The organism is Natronococcus sp. A-GB1 (assembly GCF_029688845.1).
Classification (GTDB): domain Archaea; phylum Halobacteriota; class Halobacteria; order Halobacteriales; family Natrialbaceae; genus Natronococcus.
Window position 1 is genome coordinate 92,440 of sequence record NZ_JARUKW010000002.1, and the last position, 18,750, is coordinate 111,189.

An 18,750-nucleotide genomic window follows, 5' to 3' on the forward strand; every position below is an offset into this window, starting at 1 on the left:
GAAAGATTTGGATAGCTCGAGAGCAAAAACTGGTTATCAACCTCAAATGAACGCTGCAATAGCCGCCGAGAACGTTACCTTCGCCTACGACGACCAGCCCGTGATAAAAGACGTCTCCCTCACGGTCGAAGCCGGCGACTTCCTGGGGCTGATCGGACCGAACGGCTCCGGGAAGACGACCCTGTTGAAGATCCTGCTGGGACTGCAGACGCCGGATACGGGAACGGTCGAGCTGTTCGGCACCGACGCGACGTCGTTCGACGAAGGGACCCGACTCGGCTACGTCTCACAGCAGTCCTCGGAGGCCGACACGACGATGCCGATCTCCGTCCGTGAGGTCGTACGGATGGGACGGTACGCCCACGCTGGCCTCTCGCCTCTCACGTCGGACGATCATCGGATCGTCGACGACGCCCTCGAGCAGGTCGGTATCGTCGACCTGGCCGACCGGCAGATCAGCTCGCTCTCGGGCGGACAGAAACAGCGGACGTACATCGCTCGCGCGCTCGCGTCCGAAGCCGATCTGCTGGCGCTCGACGAGCCGACGGTCGGCGTCGACGCCGACTCGCGGGACGCGTTCTACGATCTGTTACACGAACTCAACGAGGCAGGGATCACGATCGTCCTGATCGAACACGATATCGGCGTCGTCACCGAGCACGCCGATACGATCGCGTGTCTCAACCGCGAACTCTACGAGCACTGCGGTACGGAACGGTTCCTCGAAACCGACGCACTCGAACGCGCGTTCAGCTCGGCGCGAGCAGCGCGGTCGACAAGCGTTGCCTCCGGAGACTGACGATGAACGACGATACGTTCCGGTCCCGGCGCGGGCTGGCTGTTGCCGCGGTCGGTGTTCCTGCGGCGGTGATCGCTACCGCCGCGTTCGTCTACTGGGCTTTCCCGCCGCTTTTCGACGCGTTCTGGGGAACGACGTGCGGAGCGATCGACTCCTGGCTGGTCTGTAGTACGTTCCTTCAGCACGGCTTTACGGTCGGCGTTCTCGTCGGGATCGCCGCACCGCTCGTCGGCGCCTATGTCGTTAACCGGCAGATGGCGCTCATCGGAGAAGCTCTCGCTCACACCGCGTTCGGCGGCGTGGCGATCGGACTCGTGGTCGGCGCGAGCGTCGAGTGGCTGAACTATCCGCTGGTCTTCGCGCTGATCGCCGCCGTCCTCGCCGCGCTCGGGCTCCAGTATCTCGCCGTGACGACGGACGCCTACGCCGACGTTCCGCTGGCGATCATCCTGACCGGCGGGTTCGCCGTCGGGGTCGCCGTCATCTCCTACGGCGAGGGTGTCGCGTTCGGTCGCGAGATCGAGAGCTACCTGTTCGGCAACATCCTGTTCGTTCCCTTCGAGAACGTCCAGCTGATGGTCGCGCTCACGATACTGGTCGTCGGAATGGTGGGGCTAACCCACAAGCAGTTGTTGTTCATCACGTTCGACCGCGAAGCGGCGCGACTGGCTCGGATCAACGTCTGGTTCTACGATACGCTCCTGATCGTCGTGACGGCGCTGGTCGTCGTCGCGGCGATGCAGATCCTCGGTGCAATCCTCGTCGCCGCGATGCTCGTCGTTCCCGTCGCGGCCGCAATGCAACTGACGAGCAACTTCAACCACGGCCTCGTCCTCTCGATTCTGTTCGGCGAGATCGCGGTTCTCGCCGGCATTTTCTCCTCGTACTACCTCGACATCGCGACCGGACCGGCGATCGTTCTCGTCGCGATTCTGGTCTACGTATTTGCAATCGTCAACGACAGGTAGCGTCAACCAATGAGTAACAACACAAACGGAATGAATGCTATCAAAGAGGTGACCTGAATCCGTATGTGGCCCTGGGAACACGCGATCATGGGATACGTCGCGTACTCGCTGTTTTGCCACGCCTACTACCGCGACTCGCCCGGCGGACTCGAGGCGTTCGCGGTCGTCTTCGCCTCCGTCCTTCCGGATCTGATCGACAAACCGCTGGCCTGGGAGTACGGCATCTTCGAGGTCGGCTACGCGATCGGTCACTCGATCTTCTTCGCCGTTCCGCTGTCGATCGCCGTCGGCGCGATCGCCCGGTCGTACGGGCGTTCTCGAGCCGGACTCGCGTTCGCCGTCGGCTACCTCCTGCATCTCCCCGCCGATATCGTCGACGGCTACGTCCGGGACGATCACCTCAGCTTCTGGATCGTGCTGTGGCCGTTCCAGCCGGACGAGGTTCACCACCACGCTCACGAGCACACCGGGTTCGCCGACCAGTTCTTCGTCCTCCTGGGGAACTACCACCAGGAGCTGTTCTCCGACGACCCGTCGACGTACGCCCTGGCCATGCTCGGTGCGACCGGGTTTGCCGCCCTGCTGTGGCTCTACGACGGCGCACCGGTCCTCCGCGAGTCGGTCCTCGCGGTCAAGCGCGGACTCGAGCGATCGGTCGAGCTGGTAACCGACTCCCGGAGCCGCTGACGCGAGCGGGCGTCGGTCCTCCCTCCCGAGGTTTATATCCGAAGCCGCGGCTACGGTTCGTCAACGCTATGAGCGACCGACGATGAGTACGGCAGGAATGACCGACTGGCGCTCGATCTTCGGCCACACCCAGCCCTACGACGAGCAGGTCGACGGGATCGAGACCGCTATTGAGACGGCTCGAGACGGCGGCTACACTGTCGTCGAGGGTGCCTGTGGGACCGGGAAGACGATGATCGCGCTCACCGCTGGGATCGACCTCGTGCGCGACCCCGACACCGACTACGAGCGCGTCCTCGTCCTCACGAGCGTCAAACAGCAGCTTCGCCAGTTCGAGGCCGACCTCGAGACGATCAACGAGAACCTGCCCGACGACTGGAATCCCGTCTCGGGACTGACGCTCGTCGGGAAGGCCGACGTCTGTCCGTACAACCGCGCCGGTGCAGGAGGAATCGACGACGGCAACGTCTACGATCGCTGCGAGAGCCTGCGCGAGCGCACCCGCGACCTCACGGGCGAGGGCGGCGAGACGACCCCAGGGACGCTGACCGCCCGCGCCCGCCAGCAACAGACGGGCCTCGCCGACAGCGGATCGACGGGACCGACGGGGCGATTTCTCGAGACCGCGGGCGAAACCGCGGCCTACCCGCCGGAGATGCCGACCTACGGCGACGGCGGCGCGGTCGGCGCCGAGACGGAGTACTGCCCGTTCTACGCCCAGTACCTCGAGGACCTGCCCGACGAAGAGAGCGACAGCGATGCGGCCGAGGCGGTTCCGTTCGATTTCACGAGTACCGGGATGTTGACTCCCGACGATCTCGTCTCGCGCTCGGTCCGCAACGGCACCTGCCCACACTCCGTGATGGGCGCGGCGTTAGGCCACGTCGAGCTCGTCCTCGGCAACTACTACCACGCGTTCGATCCGACCACGACGACCGCCTTCACGGGCGCCCTGCTCGACGACTCGACGTTCGTCGTCTGCGACGAGGCCCACATGCTCGAGCCGCGCGTGCGAGATCTGGTCAGCGACGGCGTCGCGGACCAGCGCCTCCGGGACGCCGAGACGGAGCTCTCTCGAGTGCTCCAGCCGATCAGGTTCGAGCGTGAGGGACGGGAGGCCCAGGGCGGTTCGAAGACCGCTGACGCCGACCTCGTGCGGGGCGAACTCGAGGACAGCGACGTCTCTTTCGAGGAGCTCTCCCGCACCCTCGAGTTCGTTCGTGACCTCCGGGAGGAACTCGACCGTCGCGTCACCGCCTACCTCGACCGGAACCATCGGGGGTGGCAGTCGAACCCGACCGAGCTCTCGGACGCCGAGATCCCGCTCCGCGACCCGCAGGAGCCCGCCGTCGACGAACTCACCGAGTGGGCCGCCGACGCGGGCTACAGCGACGCCGTCTGGGTCCGGGCCGAGAACGTCGGCGCCGTCGTCGAGCGCGTGTTGAACGAAGCCGAAGACGAGGACCGAACCCGCGCGGCGCCCGCTGTGGGTCGCGTTCTCGGCGAGTGGTACCGTCGCGATCACACCGACTACTTCCGGGAGATCGAGCTCGAGCGCACCTGGGACGAGACCGAGCCGACCGACTCCTGGCGGCGGGCCTACACTGCTCGCCTCGCCCTGCACAACTGCGTCCCCAGCGACGCCATCGGCGATCGACTGGCGGCGTTCGGCGGCGGAATCCTGATGAGCGCGACCCTCGAGCCAGTCGACGCGTTCACCGAGGTGACGGGACTCGACTACCTCGCCGACGAGGAGGACCGTCCGGTCGTCGAACGTCGCTACGGCCTGCACTTCCCCGAGGAGAACCGCGAGAGCTTCGCGGTGGCCGCGCCGAAGTTTACCTACGACAACCGGGGTCGACCCGGCGAGACCAACCCGACGCGCACCCACTACGCCGACGCCGTCGCGAGGGTCGCCCGGCTCCCCGGCAACGTCCTCGTCGGGATGCCCAGCTACGCGGAAGCCGAGTGGATCGCGGGCGCCCTCGAGGGCCGGATCGACAAACCCGTCCTGCTCGACGCCGCGAGCGACGACGAGACGACCCAGTCGCTCAAGAACGACTTCTTCGCGGGCGAGGGAAAGGTACTCGTCACGAGTCTGCGGGGGACGCTCACCGAGGGGGTCGACTACAGCGGCGACCGTCTCTCCGCCGCCGTGGTCTGTGGCGTCCCGATCGTCAACACCTCGAGCCCACGAACGACGGCCGTCCGTCGGGCCTACGACGACGCCTTCGGTGACGGGTTCGAGTACGCGCTGACGATCCCGGCGGTCCGGAAGACCCGCCAGGCCGTCGGACGGGTCATCCGCTCGGCCGAGGACGTTGGCGTGCGAGTGCTGCTCGACGAGCGCTACGCGCGGGACAGCTGGGACTCGGTGCGGGAGTACCTCCCCGACGACGGCGAGTTCCAGCCCGTCAGCTCCGACATGCTCGAGGTGGGTCTCGACCGGTTCCGGTCGCGGCTCTAATCGCTCCCGACCGAGCGAACCCGATGTTGGCCGTCGACGATATCGGTCGGCACTCGACTTACGGCGATTTCCGCACCGTGACGGTTCTGGTCGGCGTCTCCGCGTATAGCGAGTACAGCAGGACCGCACAGCCGCCGGCGGTGAACGAGCTCTGGACGGCGACCCCGAGCGCGATCCGACCGGCGACGAGGTGGACGGCTCCACCGAGAACCGATCCGGCGACGAGCAGCCCGAATCCGACGGCGACCGCCCGGAGGGGTCCGGCACCGGTCCGTCGGAACGCACGGTAAGCGAGGACGGCGACCGCGCCGCCGGTGAGCAACGTTGCCGTGTTTGCGGCTGCGATAAGGACGCTGTATTCGTTCATGGGACCTCGCTTCCCGAGCGGGAGTACCGCTCGAGAACGCGTTCGTTCGCCGCTGGGTCACGCGAGTACTTCAGTCGGGTGGCCGGTTCCCACTCGAGTGGAACCGTTCGGGTCCGTTACTCCGCGATCGTCTCCGCCCACTCGTCGACCCACCGCTCGAGGTCGGAGCGGAGTCGATCGTACCCGACCGAGACGGGGTCTGACGGAACCGCCGCGGTCTCCTCGAACGGTTCGTCCAGATCGAGGAACGCTCGGCTGAGCGCCGGCATCGCGGAGTGGCGCTCGGCGAACGCGGCCTGAACGTCGCTCGAGAGCAGGAAATTCAGGAAGTCGTAGGCGAGATCTACCTCCTCGGCGTCCTCGAAGACGGCCGCGCCGATCGGCGTCTCGTACCCCTGTTCGTTCGGGAAGGCGAGCTCCCAGTCGTCGGTCTCCCACCCCTCGCGCTCGGCGAAGGCGGCGTCGGTCGAGTAGCCGACCGTGAGCGGGCGATCGCCGTCGGCGAACGCGGTCGTCGACGCCACCCAGTCGTCGACGAGCTCGAGTCCGTTCTCCTCGAGGTCGCCCCAGTAGCGGCGATAGCCGTCGTCACCGACCGCCTCGACCGTCCAGAGCAGGAAGGCGAGGCCGGCGTCGGAGCGATCGGGACGCGGGGCGAGCAGGCGTTCCTCGTACTCGTCGTCGAGCAGGTCGGTGAGTTCGTCGGGTCCGTCGAGTTCGCTCTCGTCGTACCACAGACAGCTATATCGGACGCCGACCGGAACGGCGCGTCCCGAAGGATCCCCGAACTCGAGGCCGTCCCGGATTCGCTCGGTTGTCGGAAGCCGATCGGCACCGGGTTCCCGAAACAGGGAGTGCGACGCGAGGTCGGCGTCGAGTCCGGCGAGATCCGGCGGCGTGAGCCCGAGGTAGACGTCGGCGTCGATCTCTGCGTTCTGCTCGGCTCGTCTACGGTAGTGGTTCAGACCGGCCTCCGGAATCGTCCACTGAAGTTCGGCGTCGGGGAACTCCTCTTCGAAGGCCTCCTTGATCCACTCGCCGACGGCCCGCTCGCCGACGACCATCGACTCGGTCGTCGCTACCCGGAACGTCCCCTCGAGGTCGGGCTCGTCCGGCTCGGTGTCGTCGCGCTCGGTCGCGTCGGTCGCCTCCTCGTCCTCGTTCTCGCCGTCTTCGTCGTCATCGTCCTCATCGTCGTCCCCGACGGGGGAGGAACAGCCGGCCATCCCGGCGAGCGCTCCGACGCCGACGGTCCGCACGACCGAACGCCGATTCATGCTGGGAGCCACACACCGTGTCGTCTTAAGCGCCGGGATCGTCCGTCGGATACCGAGGGGGCGCCCATCACAGAAAGGCTTTGACGGTCGACGGCGATCGGCCCCTGTGACAGCCACCACGAACTCACCGCGGCGGCGCCACGTGCTCGGCGGCGTCGTCGCGGTCCTCGGCCTGCTGACCGGCGCGATCCTGCTCGAGGTGCTCGGAACGATCCTCTTTGCGCTGACGGTCGCGTACGTGCTGGTGCCGGTTCAGGCGTGGCTGGTCAGGCGCGGCCTCGGCGAGTGGACCGCCACCGTCGGCGCGACGCTCGTCGGGTTCGTGAGCGCAACGGCGGTGTTCGCGCCGATCGTCCTCACGCTGTACTTCCGGGTCGACGAGGTGATCGCCCTCGTCGAGGGCGTGCCGGCCGAGATCCCGGTGACGGTTCTCGAGATGACGTACACGATCGAGACGCGGGAGGTCCAGGCGCTCGCGGTCTCGTTCCTCCGCGACGTGGCCGTTTCGCTGGCCTCTTCCCTCCCCGTCCTCGCGATCAAGTTCGCGCTGTTCGTCATCCTGCTGTTCGCGCTGCTGTACAGGGGCGACGCCGCCGCGCGCGCCGCGATCGCGCCCGTCCCCCGCGAGTACAGAGGGATCGTTCGAGCGCTCGCTATCCGGGCTCGAGAGACGCTGTACGCGATCTACGTGCTGCAGCTCGCGACGTCGGTGACCTCGCTCCTGATCGGCTACCCGCTGTTTCACCTGCTTGGCTACGAGATGGCGTTCACCCTCGCGCTGTTCGCCGCGATCTTGCAGTTCGTGCCGATCATCGGTCCGAGCCTGTTGATCACGCCGATCGCGCTCTACCACGTGGCCGCGGGCGACCTCATCGCGGCCGCGCTGGTCGGCGTCCTCGGCATCACGCTCGTCGCCTGGCTGCCCGACATCGCCGTCAGACCCCGCCTCGCCCGTCGCTCGGCCGGGCTGCCTGGAAGCCTATACTTCGTCGGTTTTACCGGCGGACTGTTCACCCTCGGTGCGATCGGGATCGTCGTCGGCCCGCTGATCGTCGCGATCTTCGTCGAAGCCGTCGAGCTACTCGCCGACGAGGTCAACGGGGACGTGAGCCTCGCGGAGCTCGCACCGCCGGAGCTCGAGGACGGCACGCGAGCACCGAGTGCCGACGTGGAGTCCGAGGCTTCGACGGACGACTGATCGGATCGAACCAGCCAACACGCCTTTCTCCCTGCTCGTCGTCCATCCACCATGGCCAGTGGCCGAACGATCATCAACGCGATCATCGGGGCCGTCGTCGGAATCGTCCTCTCCTTTATCCCCTTTTCGACGGTCGTCGGCGGCGCTGTCGCCGGTTTTCTCGAGGGGCCGGACGACCGGGACGGGGCGATCGTCGGCGCCCTCGCGGGCGCGATCACGTTCGTCCCGATCGCCGCCGTCGCGGTGCTGGGAATCGGCTTCGTCGGATTCGGGTTCGGCGTCGCCGCGGCACCCGCGGAGGGGTTTGCGTTCGTTATCCTGTTGATCCTCGTCGGGGTCCTGTTCGCGTTCGTCTACACCGTCGGCCTGTCGCTGCTTGGCGGGTACCTCGGGGCCTACCTCGCGCGGGAGTACCCCGGAAAACACGCGCGAACGCGGGAGACGTTTGATGGGAGGCGACGGGAGCCGGCCTCCCGTTCCGGGACCCGACCGCGCGAGCGGGACGCGGAGAGGGCCGACCGATCCGAATCGGACCGACCGACGCGAAACGAACCGGCCGACGGACGCGAGGACGACGACCTCGATCCGTCGCGATGGCACGAACCTGAACCCCGGGATCGTGAGCGAGACGAGTAGCCGCCGCTAGGTGAATTCGAAGAGCGCCGACGTCCGGTCGTCCTCGTGGCCCGTGAGATACAGCGCCCCCGACTCCACGGCGGGGCCGCTCGTCGGCCTCGCGTCGCCGTCGTACTGCCACTCGAGCTCGCCGCTTTCGGCGTCGAACGCGCCGATCGTCTCGCCACTCCCCGATCCGGAACCCCGGTCGCGACGCACTCGAGCGAAGATCAGCCCGGAACCGATCACGGGTCCGGCCGCGTACGACGAGGCGCCTCGCTCCGATCGCCAGACGCGGTCACCCGAGTCGGGATCGACGACGGAGATCGCACCGCCGATATCCGACGCGCAGACGATCCCGTTCCCGACGGCGACGACGTCGACCTCTCGATCGGCGACCTCGGTTCCCCACCGGACGGTGCCGTCGGTATCGACCGCGATCACCGTTCCCGACCCCGTCCCGACGTACACGACGTCGTCCGTGACAGCCGGTCCCGCCGTAATCTCGTCGTCGGCGTTGGCCCGCCAGCGGACGCCGCCGGTCTCGTCCTCGAGCGCGTGGAGTGTCGCGTCGCCGCCGCCGAGGTAGATCGTCCCATCCCGGCTCGCGGGGGTCGCCGTCGGTCGCACGCCGATCGGTTGCTCCCAGCGTCGGTCGCCGTCCTCGAGGTCGTGGGCGGCGAGGCCGAGCGGCGTACTCACCAGTGAGAGATCTCCGGTGACGGTCGGGTCGGACCGAAACTGTCCGAACCGAACCGACTCCTCGGTTCGCCAGCGCTCGTCGCCGTCGCGATCGAACACCCGGAGCGAGGACCGGGAGCCGATCAGAACTTCGTCCTCGGTTACGGCGGGCGCCGTCCGCGACTCGAACTCCTCCGGTGCAGCAGTCCACTCCCGCTCCCCGGTTTCGGCGTCGACCGCGAACAGCTCCTCGTCCAAGTCCGACGCGACGACGGTCCCGTCCCGAACGACCGGGTGAACGTGACCGATATGGGTTTTGTACGATTCGGTCCACGAGATCGATAGTGGCGGTTCCGGCGTCGCTTCCGGGGGAACGGCCCGCGTGTTCGCCGGATCGCCGTGGACGACGGACCACGACGTTCGGTTCGGGGCCAGCGACGGGTCGACGCTCACCTCGCCGTCGAACGTCTCGAGGTCGCTCGAGTCGCGGCCGAAACAGCCCGCGCCCGTAGCCGTTATCGCGCAGGCGCCCACCGCGAGGACGGCTCTACGACGCATCGTCACCACCGAACTTCGCGAGCCGTCCCCATCGAGTGGTCGCGTAGAGCGCGCCGTTCGCGACCGCTTGGCCGTCGGTCGGAAGCTCGCGGCCGAACCACCCGCCTTCGAAGTAGTCGCTCTCCTCGTCGTCGCCGATCTCCCCCCACCGGTGGTCGCCGTCCTCGCGATCGAGCGCGCCGAACCCGACGAGGACGCGGTCGCCGACGACGACCGGGGCACCCGTGATCGGCGTCCGATCGGTTCCGCTCGAGGACTCGTCGTCGTCCGGGGCGAGGTTCACGTGGCGCCACCGCTCCTCGCCGGTGTTTCGATCGACCGCGTAGGCGTTCTTGGCGCCGAGGTATACCGCGTCCTCGTCGACGGTCGGCGAACTCGTCTCGTCGACGCCGGTCGCGAAGGTCCACTCGTGGCTTCCGTCGTCGATCGACCGTGCCTGTAGCTCGCCGGGAACGGCGACGTAGATGGCCTCCTCGGCGACGGCGGGAGAGGGAAACGTGCTGGAACGGACGGGATCCTCGAGTTCGATCGCCCACCGCTCCGATCCGGACTCCCTGCCGAGTCCGCGAACGAACACCGTCCAGGGAGGCGGGTCGTCGCCCGACCCTGTCAGTACGACGACCGTCTCGTCGCCCACTGCGGGTCGCCCGGTCGCCCGATGCTCGTCTCCCAAGCCGAGTCGATCACGGATCCCCTCCTGTCGGTCGTCCCAGCACCGCTCTCCGGTGTCGACGTCGACGGCGAAGACGCGCCCGTCGTCGGTCTGGACGTAACACCAGCCGTCGGCGACCGCGGGCGTGCGAACCGCCGCGCCGAGGTCCGTCTCCCAGACGACGTCGCCGCCGCGGCGCTCGAGTCGGGTCAACGTCCCGTCGCCGTCGCCGACGACGAGGCCGTCGCCGACGAGCGCGGGCGCCCCGCTCGGATCCGAGAGCGAGTGTTCCCACTCGAGTTCGCCGGTGGCCTCCTCGAGTGCGAACACCGCGCCCTCGTCGTCCTGTTCCGGGGGAAATCGGTCGTCGGGAGCAGACAGGCCGTAGACGACGTAAACTCGCTCGTCGTCGACGACGGGGCCGCTGGCGACGCCCCCGTGATCGTCGTGCTCCCAGGCGTCGAACCGCCAGCGTTCGAGCGGGTCGTCCGGCGGCGAATCGCCGTCGGGGTCGAGGCCGGTGTTCGCGGCGTCGAACCCGGGCATCGGCCAGCCCTCGGGCGGCGGATCGGCGTCCGTTCGGGGCGGACACTCCTCGCCGAGGCAGCCGGCGACGCCGGCGGTGCCGGCTCCGCAGACCGCCGCGAGGACGTGTCGGCGTTGCATACTGTTCGATTGCCAAACTGTAACTATATGCTTTGTTGGTCGGCCGGTCACTCGTACCGGAGCGCGTCGATCGGATCCGTCCGGGCCGCTCGCCAGGCGGGGTACAGCCCGGAGAGGATCCCCACGAGGACGCCGACGGCGATCGCGAGCGCGACGTACTCGAGGGGGTAGACCAGCGGCAGGTCGATGTACCACGCGCCCAGATAGCCCGCGGCCAGCCCGAGTGCGGTCCCCAGGATCGCGCCGACGACGCCCAGAATCACCGCCTCGGCGAGGAACAGCCCCAGCACGTCGCGGTTCTGGGCGCCGACGGCTTTCATGATCCCGATTTCGCGGGTCCGTTCGGTGACGCTGACCAGCATGATGTTCGCGATCCCGATCGAGCCCACCAGCAGAGAGATCGCCGCGATGCCGACGATGAAGTTCTGCAGGAGGTCGAGGACGTCCTCGAGCTGCTGGAGCAACTCGGCGCTGGTCTGGAACGTCATCGCGAGGTCGTCGCCGAGGAACTCGCTTGCATCCGAGTCGTCGCTCTCGAGGTAGTCGATTGCGGCCTCGCGGGCGGCGTCGATGTCGTCCTCGTCGGCGGAGGGGGCCTCGACGACGACCGCGATGAAGCGCGCGTCGTCGCCGTCGGCCTGTGCCTGCGCCGCTTGGTCGGCGTCGTCAGCTTCGACTGCGTCCTCGGTGTCGGGTTCGCCGCCGTCCTCGCCCCCGTCCGGTCCGAGCGGTCCCTCGTCGCCGAGCCCCGCGGCGCCGGCCTGTTCGACGTAGTAGGGGTCGGTCGGCACGTAGATCCGCGGCGAGGCCTCGAAGCCTTCGAACGGGCTCAGCCCCTCGTTGCTGTCGGTGATGCCGACAACCTCTGCGGTCGCCTGTTGGCCGCCGAGGATCGTGATCGTGATCTCGTCGCCGACGCTGACGTTCTCCTCGAACTGGCCCGCCGCGGCGGGGTTCAGTACCGCCTCGCGTTCGCCCGGTTCGAACTGCCGGCCCTCACGGAGCGTGTCCTCGCGGACGTACGAGGAGCCGGTCGCGATCACCCCGTCGCCCTGGGCGACTTGCTCGCCGCCGCTCGAGACCGCCTGGCTCTGGATCGGCGCGTAGCCGTAGGCCGCGTCGACGGCCTCGAGTCCCTCGATCGACTCGAGGTCGTCCCCGCTGACGACGGGCTGGGCGCCCGCTAGCGGTCCGCCCTCGGTGTCTGGGTCGGCTGCCCAGCCGTAGATATTGCGCTGATCGTCCGGGCTGATGTCGCCGACGATCCCCGCCTGCAGGCTCGCACCCAGCGTGACGAACGCGATCACCGCGGCGATCCCGATCACGATGCCGAGTGTCGTCAGCGCAGACCGGAGCTTGTGGCCCCGGATCGAGCGCCAGGAGAGTCGCAGGCTCTCGAGCGGGTTCATGGCTCCTCCGTCGCCGCACTGCCGTCGACTGGCTCATCTGGCTTTCCCGCCGAGCCGAGCTCCTCGATCCGTTCGATCTTCCCGTCGAGCAGGTGGACGATCCGCTCGGCGCGCTCGGCGACGTGGCGCTCGTGAGTGACGACGACCAGCGTCGTCCCCGCGTCGTGGAACTCGCCGAAGAGGTCGAGCACCTCGGCTTCGGTCCCGGTGTCGAGGTTCCCGGTCGGTTCGTCGGCCAGTACGAGTGCTGGATCGTTCACCAGTGCCCGCGCGAGCGCGACCCGCTGGCGCTGGCCGCCCGAGAGCTCGTTCGGGACGTGGTCGATACGGTCGCCGAGGCCGACCCGCTCGAGCAGCTCCCGGGCTCGTTCGCGGCGCTCGTCTCGGCCGACGCCCTGAAACAGCTGGGGGAGCGCGACGTTCTCGAGGGCGGTCAGCCGTGGCATGAGGTTGAACGTCTGAAAGACGAAGCCGACCGTCGATCCACGAAGGGCGGTCCGTTCCCGATCGCTCAGGGTCGCCACGTTCGAGCCGTCGACGACGACCGCCCCCTCGGTCGGCGTATCGAGACAGCCGACGAGGTTCATCAGCGTCGACTTCCCGGAGCCGCTCGGTCCCATAATCGCGGTGTACGACCCCCTCGGAATCTCGAGATCGACGCCGTCGAGGGCGTGAACCGGCTCCCCGAGCTGGTAGGTCTTCCGGACGTTCTCGAGGCTGACGGCCGTCGCCTCCTTCACTTCGGTCTCGGCGTCCGGTCGTGCCATAGGGACCCAAAGGCTTCCCTGGCGAAAAAGGTTCCAATCCGGGTGATGGTCGCCGCAATCGGCGATTCTCGAGTCGGATCGCGCTCCGGACAGTCCTGTTAGTAGGCGACGAAAAACATATGTAGTTGCTAAGCAAATGATCAGTAAATAAAACCGTGACTGCAATCGACATCTCGAACGTGACCAAACGGTACGGCGACGAACTCGCCCTCGAGGGACTGGATCTCACCGTTCGAGAGGGCGAGGTGTACGGCTTTCTCGGGCCGAACGGTGCGGGGAAGTCGACGACGATTAACCTCGTGCTCGACTTTATCAGACCGACCGCGGGCGAGGTGTCGGTGCTCGAGCGGGACGCCCAGGAGGGAAGTCTCGAGATCCGCGAGCGAACCGGGATCCTGCCAGAGGGGATCGAACTCTACGATCGACTGACGGGCCGCCAGCACGTCGAGTTCGCCATCGAATCCAAGGCGGCTGACGACGACGCCGACGAGTTGCTCGAACGGGTCGGCATCGCCGACGCCGCCGACAAGAAGGCCGGCGGCTACTCGAAGGGGATGGCCCAACGGCTCACGCTCGCAACCGCGCTGGTCGGTGAGCCGGACCTGCTGATTCTGGACGAGCCCTCGACGGGACTCGACCCCAACGGCGCCCGCGAGATGCGCGAGATCATCCGCGAGGAGAACCGCCGAGGCGCGACCGTCTTCTTCTCCTCGCACGTCCTCGGCCAGGTGGAGGCGATCTGCGACCGCGTCGGGATCCTCCGGGACGGCGAGTTGATCGCCGAGGACTCCATCGCCGGGCTCGAGGACGCGGTACCCAACCGAACCCGACTCCGCATCCGGCTCGATCGCATCCCCGAGGATTCGGCGGCAGCACTGTCGGCTGTCGAGTCGATCGACGGCGTCTCCGAGGTCGAGGCCGAGGGAACGACGCTGGTCGTGAGCGTCGCCGACGAGGCGAAGACGACCGTCTTGCGGACGATCGAGGACCACGGCGTCACCGTCGAGGACTTCGAGACCGACGAGTCCTCGCTCGAGGACCTGTTCGTGGCCTACACTGCCGAGGAACGGGAGGTTGCGCCGTGAGCGCGATCGCCGTCGCCAAGAAGGACTTCCGCGACGCCGTGCGCTCGCGGACGCTGCTGGTTCTGACGGCGCTGTTCGCTCTCTTCACCGTCGGCGGGGCGTACCTGGCTTCCTGGGCCGCCGAGGTGTTCGAGGGTGGCGCCGAGACGACGCTCGATCTCATCATCGCCCTCCAGACGCCCGCGGGCTACCTCGTGCCGATCATCGCGCTCGTCGTCAGCTACGCCGCGATCGCCGGCGAGCGCGAGAGCGGGAGCCTGAAGTTCCTGCTCGGCCTGCCTCACACCCGCCGCGATGTCGTGATCGGAAAGATCCTCGGCCGAACCGGCGTCGTCGGGGTCTCGATCGTCGTCGGGTTCGCGTTCGGGCTGATCGGACTGTTCGCGTTCGTGGGATCGGTCTCACTGGTCGACTACCTCGGCTTCACGCTCGTCACGTTGCTGTTCGGGCTGGTCTACGTCTGTATCGGCGTGGGGCTCTCCTCGATGACCCGCTCGACGACGAAGGCAGCGATCGGCGCGTTCGGGCTGATCGTCTTCTTCTGGTTCGCCTGGTCGATTCTCGTCCAGCTCCTGTTGTACGCCGTCGAGGGGCAGTTCTTCGTCGAGGAGTTTCCCGACTGGTACGTCACGCTGCTCTCGCTGTCGCCCGACGCGGCCTACGGCTCGGCGCTGGGGGCCGTTCTCGGTGAGTCCGGACTGACGATGAGCGGAATGTACGGCGGCGACGAGCTCCCGCTGGCCGCCGGTCCCTGGTTCGGGTTCGTCGTGCTCGGCGTCTGGGCGCTCGTCCCGCTCGCGATCGGGATCCTGCGGTTCGACTCGATCGATCTCTGAGAGCCGAACTACAACGTTTTTCCCGCCGCCTCCCGCCCTATGAGCTATGAAGACGACGGGCGGCTCCGACGCGGCGAAGCGACGCGCCGGCGAGCGCGCGGCCGAGGCGGTCGCGGACGGCGACGTCGTCGGGCTCGGAACCGGCTCGACGACCGCCTACGCGATCGAGGCAATCGGCCGGGCCGTCGACGACGGCCTCGAAGTCCGGGGAATCGCGACCTCCTTCCAGTCCCGCCGGCTGGCCCTCGAGGAGGGGATTCGGCTAACTGAGCTCGATGCCGTTGAGGGGGTCGACCTGGCGATCGACGGCGCCGACCGGGTGGTCGACGATCCCGGGTCCGCGGCTCACGGCACGCTGATCAAGGGCGGAGGCGCTGCCCACACCCGCGAGAAACTCGTCGACGCAAGCGCCGATCGGTTCGTCGTCGTCGCCGACCCCTCGAAGCTAACCGACCGACTCGAGGCGTCGGTTCCGGTCGCCGTCCTTCCCGAGGCCCACACTGTCGTCGCCGAGCGGATCGCCGAACTGGGTGGCGAAGCGACGTTGCGGGACGCACAGCAGAAGGACGGCCCCGTCGTCACCGACGCCGGGAACCTGGTGCTCGACTGCGCGTTCGGCCCGATCGACGATCCTGCTGAACTGGCCGAACGGCTCTCGAGTCTGCCCGGCGTCGTCGAGCACGGACTGTTCGTCGACGTCGCGGACGCGACCTACGTCGGGACGGACGACGGCGTCGAGGTCCGACGCTACTGACGGCGGTCAGTTCCGTGCGGGCTCGGCCTCGCTTTCGTCGCTTCCGATCGTCGACAGCGCCGCGACGGTCAGATAGAGCACGCCCAGCAGCCGCGCGGCCGGGTTCACCCACGGCTTCGGCTCGAGCTCGTCGACGTTCTCGTAGACCAGTTGCTGGCTCAGTTCGACGAGGGGCCGGGGAACGAGCACGAGCGCGATCCCCGCGAGCGCGAGCAGCCGGTTGGCGATCGTCGCCCCCGATTCCCGGCGAGCCAGTACCCAGACGAACAGCGCGCCCTCGAGGCGGGCTCCCCACAGCGCCTGTGGCCGAAGTTGGGCTTCCCCGGCGTTCTCGAGCCCGATTCGCTCGCAGGCGTCGATCACCGGTTGGGGCTTTGCGATCTCGAGGATTCCGAACGCGATCAGTAGTTTGCGAAGCATCTCGTTCTCCCGATGAACGGGAACGCTCAAAAAATCGGCCCCGCACTCGCGCGCGGCGAACGGTTCCCTTTTCACGATCCTCGTGTCGCTACTAGCTAATGACCGAGACCGCCGACCGCAAGGACGATCACATCCGTATTATCGAGGAAGAGGACGTCGAGACGAAGGGCACTGGATTCGAGGACGTCGAACTGATCCACGAGGCCCTGCCCGAGATCCACCGCGACGAGATCGACACGTCGACGACCCTCTTCGGCTCGGAAGTCGACGCACCGATCGTCATCGAGAGCATGACCGGGGGCCACCCCAACACGACGAAGATCAACCGGGCACTCGCCGAGGCCGCCCAGCGGACGAACGTCGCGATGGGCGTCGGCAGCCAGCGCGCCGGCCTCGAACTCGACGACGAGGAACTGCTCGAGTCCTACACCGTCGTCCGCGAGGCCGCGCCCGACGCCGTCCTCTACGGCAACGTCGGCGCCGCACAGCTGCTCGAGTACGACCTCGCGGACGTCGAGCGGGCCGTCGAGATGATTGATGCCGACGCGATGGCAGTCCACCTCAACTTCCTCCAGGAGGCGGTCCAGCCCGAGGGCGACGTCGACGCCAGGGGGTGTCTCGCCGAGATCGAACGCGTCGCCGACGGGCTCTCGGTGCCAGTCGTCGTCAAGGAGACGGGCAACGGCATCTCACGGGAGACCGCCCGACGGCTCGCCGACGCCGGCGTCGACGCCATCGACGTCGCGGGCAAGGGCGGGACGACGTGGTCGGGAATCGAATCCTACCGGGCCGCTGCGGTCGGCGCCGACCGACAGGAGCAGATCGGGAGGCTGTTCCGCGCGTGGGGCGTTCCGACCGCCGTGAGCACCCTCGAGGCCGCCGACGAACACGATACCGTCGTCGCAAGCGGCGGCGTTCGGTCGGGACTCGACGTCGCGAAGGCGATCGCGATGGGTGCCAGCGCCGGCGGGCTCGCGAAGCCGTTTCTCGGTCCTGCGGGACAGGGCGCCGACGCGGTCGTCGACCTGCTCGAGACCCTCGAACTCGAGTTGCGAACGGCGATGTTTGTCACTGGCGCGGCGTCGATCGAGGCGCTCGGCGAACGCGAGTACGTCCTCACCGGGCGGACGAAGGAGTACCTCGAGCAGCGCCGGTAACTATAGTAGCCACTGACAGTCAGTGGGGATCCGATCGCACAGCCGTCGTGCGATCGGTGTGCAAACAGTTTCAGTTGTTACTATACCCGCTTTCGCCTCTAGCGCTGACGGACCCAGTCGGGACTACGTATCGTCGTTTCGATAAAAGATCGCTCGAGCGAGTTGCCTTACAGGTCGCGCGGCTGGACCGTCTTCCGGTCGTTCTCCTCGGCGCGGCGGGCGGCGTCCTCGAGAAGCTGGTCGACTTCCTCGTCGAGGGCGTCGTAGAAGTCCGAAGCGACGTTCTTGTCATCGAGCGCTTCCTTCACAGCGGCTTTGACGATAAGGTCTGCCATACGATGTGTCCGTTCCCGTTTCCCCATTATAAGTATTGTGGTTATGCGGGGGGAGACCGGGGCTGCAGCGGTTCGTTCGCCTGTTTGGGGCGCACATGCCACCGGAAAATATATGGTTGATGAACTCCGCCGCCCCGACTCGGGGTGATCGCACCGGAAAATCGGTCTCGCGCGCGGTCTGGGTCCGCTCGCGCGCGTTTCCAAACTCGCAGTTCGGGTCGACGGATTCGAGTAGATCGACCCCCCAGTTCGGGTATGCGCGAACTCCTCGAGGCCGTCGCCGATGGCTCGCTGTCGCCAGCGGAGGCCGAGGCCGAACTCAACGGCTACGTCACCGGCGAGGCGGGACGGTTCGACGCGGCTCGCCAGCAACGTCGCGGCATTCCGGAAGGGATCTTCGCGGCAGGCAAGACCGCCCCGCAAGTCGTCGCCCTCGCCGAGACCGCACTCGAGACGACCGACCGGGCGCTGATCACCCGCGCCGACGACGCCCAGATCGAGGCTCTGGAGTCGAGCCTGCTCGATTCGTTCCCCGATGCGACCCTCGAGCGCTGGAGCACCACTGTCCTCGTTCGGACTGCCGACGCCAAGCAGCCGACTCTCGACGCGACGGTCGGCATCGTCACCGCGGGCACCGTCGACGGCCCGGTCGCCGACGAGGCCGCAGCGGTCTGTCGGGACGCCGGCGTCACCGTCGACCGGGTCGACGACGTCGGCGTCGCCGCGCTCGATCGCCTGCTCGACCAGCTCGAGCGACTCCGCGAGGCCGACGTGTTGCTCGTCGCCGCGGGCCGGGAGGGCGCGTTGCCGACCGTCGTCGCCGGCCTCGTCGACTCGCCGGTAATTGGGGTTCCCGTCTCGAGCGGGTACGGCCACGCCGGTGACGGCGAGGCGGCGCTTGCGGGAATGCTCCAGTCATGTACGATCCTCTCGGTCGTCAACGTCGACGCGGGGTTCGTCGCGGGCGCACAGGCAACCCTAATCGCACGGACGCTCGACGACGCCCGAAGCTGAGTTGATAACGGGATTCTGGAAAATATTCTTCCGAAGTC

At 67.6% G+C, this 18,750-nt stretch carries 19 protein-coding genes; 11 read left to right on the forward strand and 8 right to left on the reverse strand.

All coding sequences use genetic code 11. The features are described from left to right. The first annotated feature begins 46 nt into the window (after positions 1 to 46). The 4 genes from QA600_RS03110 to QA600_RS03125 all read left to right on the forward strand — a co-directional run bounded on the left by QA600_RS03110 (position 47) and on the right by QA600_RS03125 (position 4,921). Positions 47 to 799: a metal ABC transporter ATP-binding protein gene (locus QA600_RS03110; protein WP_278290500.1), complete on the forward strand. Its 753-nt coding sequence runs from the start codon at positions 47 to 49 to the stop codon at positions 797 to 799. 2 nt (positions 800 to 801) lie between these two features. Then, the gene (locus QA600_RS03115; protein ID WP_278290501.1) at positions 802 to 1,767 is read left to right on the forward strand and encodes a metal ABC transporter permease; all 966 of its coding nucleotides are present in this window, start codon (positions 802 to 804) and stop codon (positions 1,765 to 1,767) included. Positions 1,768 to 1,830: 63 nt separating this feature from the next. Further along, the gene (locus tag QA600_RS03120) at positions 1,831 to 2,454 is read left to right on the forward strand and encodes a metal-dependent hydrolase (RefSeq protein ID WP_278290502.1); all 624 of its coding nucleotides are present in this window, start codon (positions 1,831 to 1,833) and stop codon (positions 2,452 to 2,454) included. A gap of 97 nt (positions 2,455 to 2,551) precedes the next feature. Continuing rightward, positions 2,552 to 4,921, forward strand: a complete 2,370-nt coding sequence (locus tag QA600_RS03125; RefSeq protein ID WP_278290761.1) for an ATP-dependent DNA helicase — start codon at positions 2,552 to 2,554, stop codon at positions 4,919 to 4,921. A gap of 58 nt (positions 4,922 to 4,979) precedes the next feature. Here QA600_RS03125 and QA600_RS03130 read toward each other — a convergent pair whose 3' ends face one another. After that, positions 4,980 to 5,288, reverse strand: coding sequence for a hypothetical protein (locus QA600_RS03130; protein WP_278290503.1), 309 nt, complete (start codon positions 5,286 to 5,288; stop codon positions 4,980 to 4,982). A gap of 116 nt (positions 5,289 to 5,404) precedes the next feature. Further along, positions 5,405 to 6,565: an extracellular solute-binding protein gene (locus tag QA600_RS03135; RefSeq protein ID WP_278290504.1), complete on the reverse strand. Its 1,161-nt coding sequence runs from the start codon at positions 6,563 to 6,565 to the stop codon at positions 5,405 to 5,407. Between the two features lie 106 nt (positions 6,566 to 6,671). On the opposite strand from QA600_RS03135, the gene QA600_RS03140 reads away from it, so the two are divergent. Beyond that, on the forward strand, positions 6,672 to 7,763 hold the full coding sequence (locus QA600_RS03140) for an AI-2E family transporter (RefSeq protein ID WP_278290505.1): 1,092 nt from the start codon (positions 6,672 to 6,674) through the stop codon (positions 7,761 to 7,763). A gap of 51 nt (positions 7,764 to 7,814) precedes the next feature. Next, on the forward strand, positions 7,815 to 8,399 hold the full coding sequence (locus tag QA600_RS03145) for a DUF5518 domain-containing protein (RefSeq protein ID WP_278290506.1): 585 nt from the start codon (positions 7,815 to 7,817) through the stop codon (positions 8,397 to 8,399). A 6-nt stretch (positions 8,400 to 8,405) separates the two neighbouring features. Here QA600_RS03145 and QA600_RS03150 read toward each other — a convergent pair whose 3' ends face one another. From QA600_RS03150 to QA600_RS03165, 4 genes are read right to left on the reverse strand one after another with little or no spacing between them, the layout of a single operon-like run. Further along, positions 8,406 to 9,617, reverse strand: coding sequence for a PQQ-binding-like beta-propeller repeat protein (locus tag QA600_RS03150; protein ID WP_278290507.1), 1,212 nt, complete (start codon positions 9,615 to 9,617; stop codon positions 8,406 to 8,408). Next, complete coding sequence (locus QA600_RS03155) at positions 9,607 to 10,935, reverse strand: PQQ-binding-like beta-propeller repeat protein (protein ID WP_278290508.1); 1,329 nt, start codon at positions 10,933 to 10,935, stop codon at positions 9,607 to 9,609. The genes QA600_RS03150 and QA600_RS03155 overlap by 11 nt, the downstream gene beginning before the upstream one ends. Positions 10,936 to 10,982: 47 nt before the next feature. Next, the gene (locus QA600_RS03160; protein ID WP_278290509.1) at positions 10,983 to 12,344 is read right to left on the reverse strand and encodes an ABC transporter permease; all 1,362 of its coding nucleotides are present in this window, start codon (positions 12,342 to 12,344) and stop codon (positions 10,983 to 10,985) included. After that, positions 12,341 to 13,111, reverse strand: a complete 771-nt coding sequence (locus QA600_RS03165) for an ABC transporter ATP-binding protein (RefSeq protein WP_278290510.1) — start codon at positions 13,109 to 13,111, stop codon at positions 12,341 to 12,343. Before QA600_RS03165 ends, QA600_RS03160 begins: the two co-directional genes overlap by 4 nt. A gap of 155 nt (positions 13,112 to 13,266) precedes the next feature. On the opposite strand from QA600_RS03165, the gene QA600_RS03170 reads away from it, so the two are divergent. The 3 genes from QA600_RS03170 to rpiA are packed head-to-tail and all read left to right on the forward strand — an operon-like array spanning position 13,267 to position 15,786. Next, a complete protein-coding gene (locus tag QA600_RS03170) occupies positions 13,267 to 14,196 on the forward strand; it encodes an ABC transporter ATP-binding protein (RefSeq protein WP_278290511.1) in 930 nt (309 codons plus the stop codon). Beyond that, the gene (locus tag QA600_RS03175; RefSeq protein ID WP_278290512.1) at positions 14,193 to 15,032 is read left to right on the forward strand and encodes an ABC transporter permease; all 840 of its coding nucleotides are present in this window, start codon (positions 14,193 to 14,195) and stop codon (positions 15,030 to 15,032) included. Before QA600_RS03170 ends, QA600_RS03175 begins: the two co-directional genes overlap by 4 nt. A gap of 46 nt (positions 15,033 to 15,078) precedes the next feature. Further along, positions 15,079 to 15,786 (forward strand): ribose-5-phosphate isomerase RpiA, encoded by a 708-nt coding sequence (rpiA, locus tag QA600_RS03180; RefSeq protein WP_278290513.1) that lies wholly within the window; start codon positions 15,079 to 15,081, stop codon positions 15,784 to 15,786. 6 nt (positions 15,787 to 15,792) lie between these two features. Here the strand turns inward: rpiA and QA600_RS03185 are convergent, their stop codons facing one another. Continuing rightward, complete coding sequence (locus QA600_RS03185) at positions 15,793 to 16,206, reverse strand: hypothetical protein (protein WP_278290514.1); 414 nt, start codon at positions 16,204 to 16,206, stop codon at positions 15,793 to 15,795. 98 nt (positions 16,207 to 16,304) lie between these two features. Between QA600_RS03185 and fni the strand changes: the two genes are divergently transcribed. Next, positions 16,305 to 17,363, forward strand: a complete 1,059-nt coding sequence (gene fni, locus QA600_RS03190) for a type 2 isopentenyl-diphosphate Delta-isomerase (RefSeq protein ID WP_278290515.1) — start codon at positions 16,305 to 16,307, stop codon at positions 17,361 to 17,363. A gap of 167 nt (positions 17,364 to 17,530) precedes the next feature. Here fni and QA600_RS03195 read toward each other — a convergent pair whose 3' ends face one another. Then, on the reverse strand, positions 17,531 to 17,698 hold the full coding sequence (locus tag QA600_RS03195) for a DUF1931 family protein (protein WP_005554854.1): 168 nt from the start codon (positions 17,696 to 17,698) through the stop codon (positions 17,531 to 17,533). 255 nt (positions 17,699 to 17,953) lie between these two features. On the opposite strand from QA600_RS03195, the gene larB reads away from it, so the two are divergent. Continuing rightward, positions 17,954 to 18,712, forward strand: a complete 759-nt coding sequence (larB, locus tag QA600_RS03200) for a nickel pincer cofactor biosynthesis protein LarB (protein WP_278290516.1) — start codon at positions 17,954 to 17,956, stop codon at positions 18,710 to 18,712. Positions 18,713 to 18,750 lie beyond the last annotated feature (38 nt).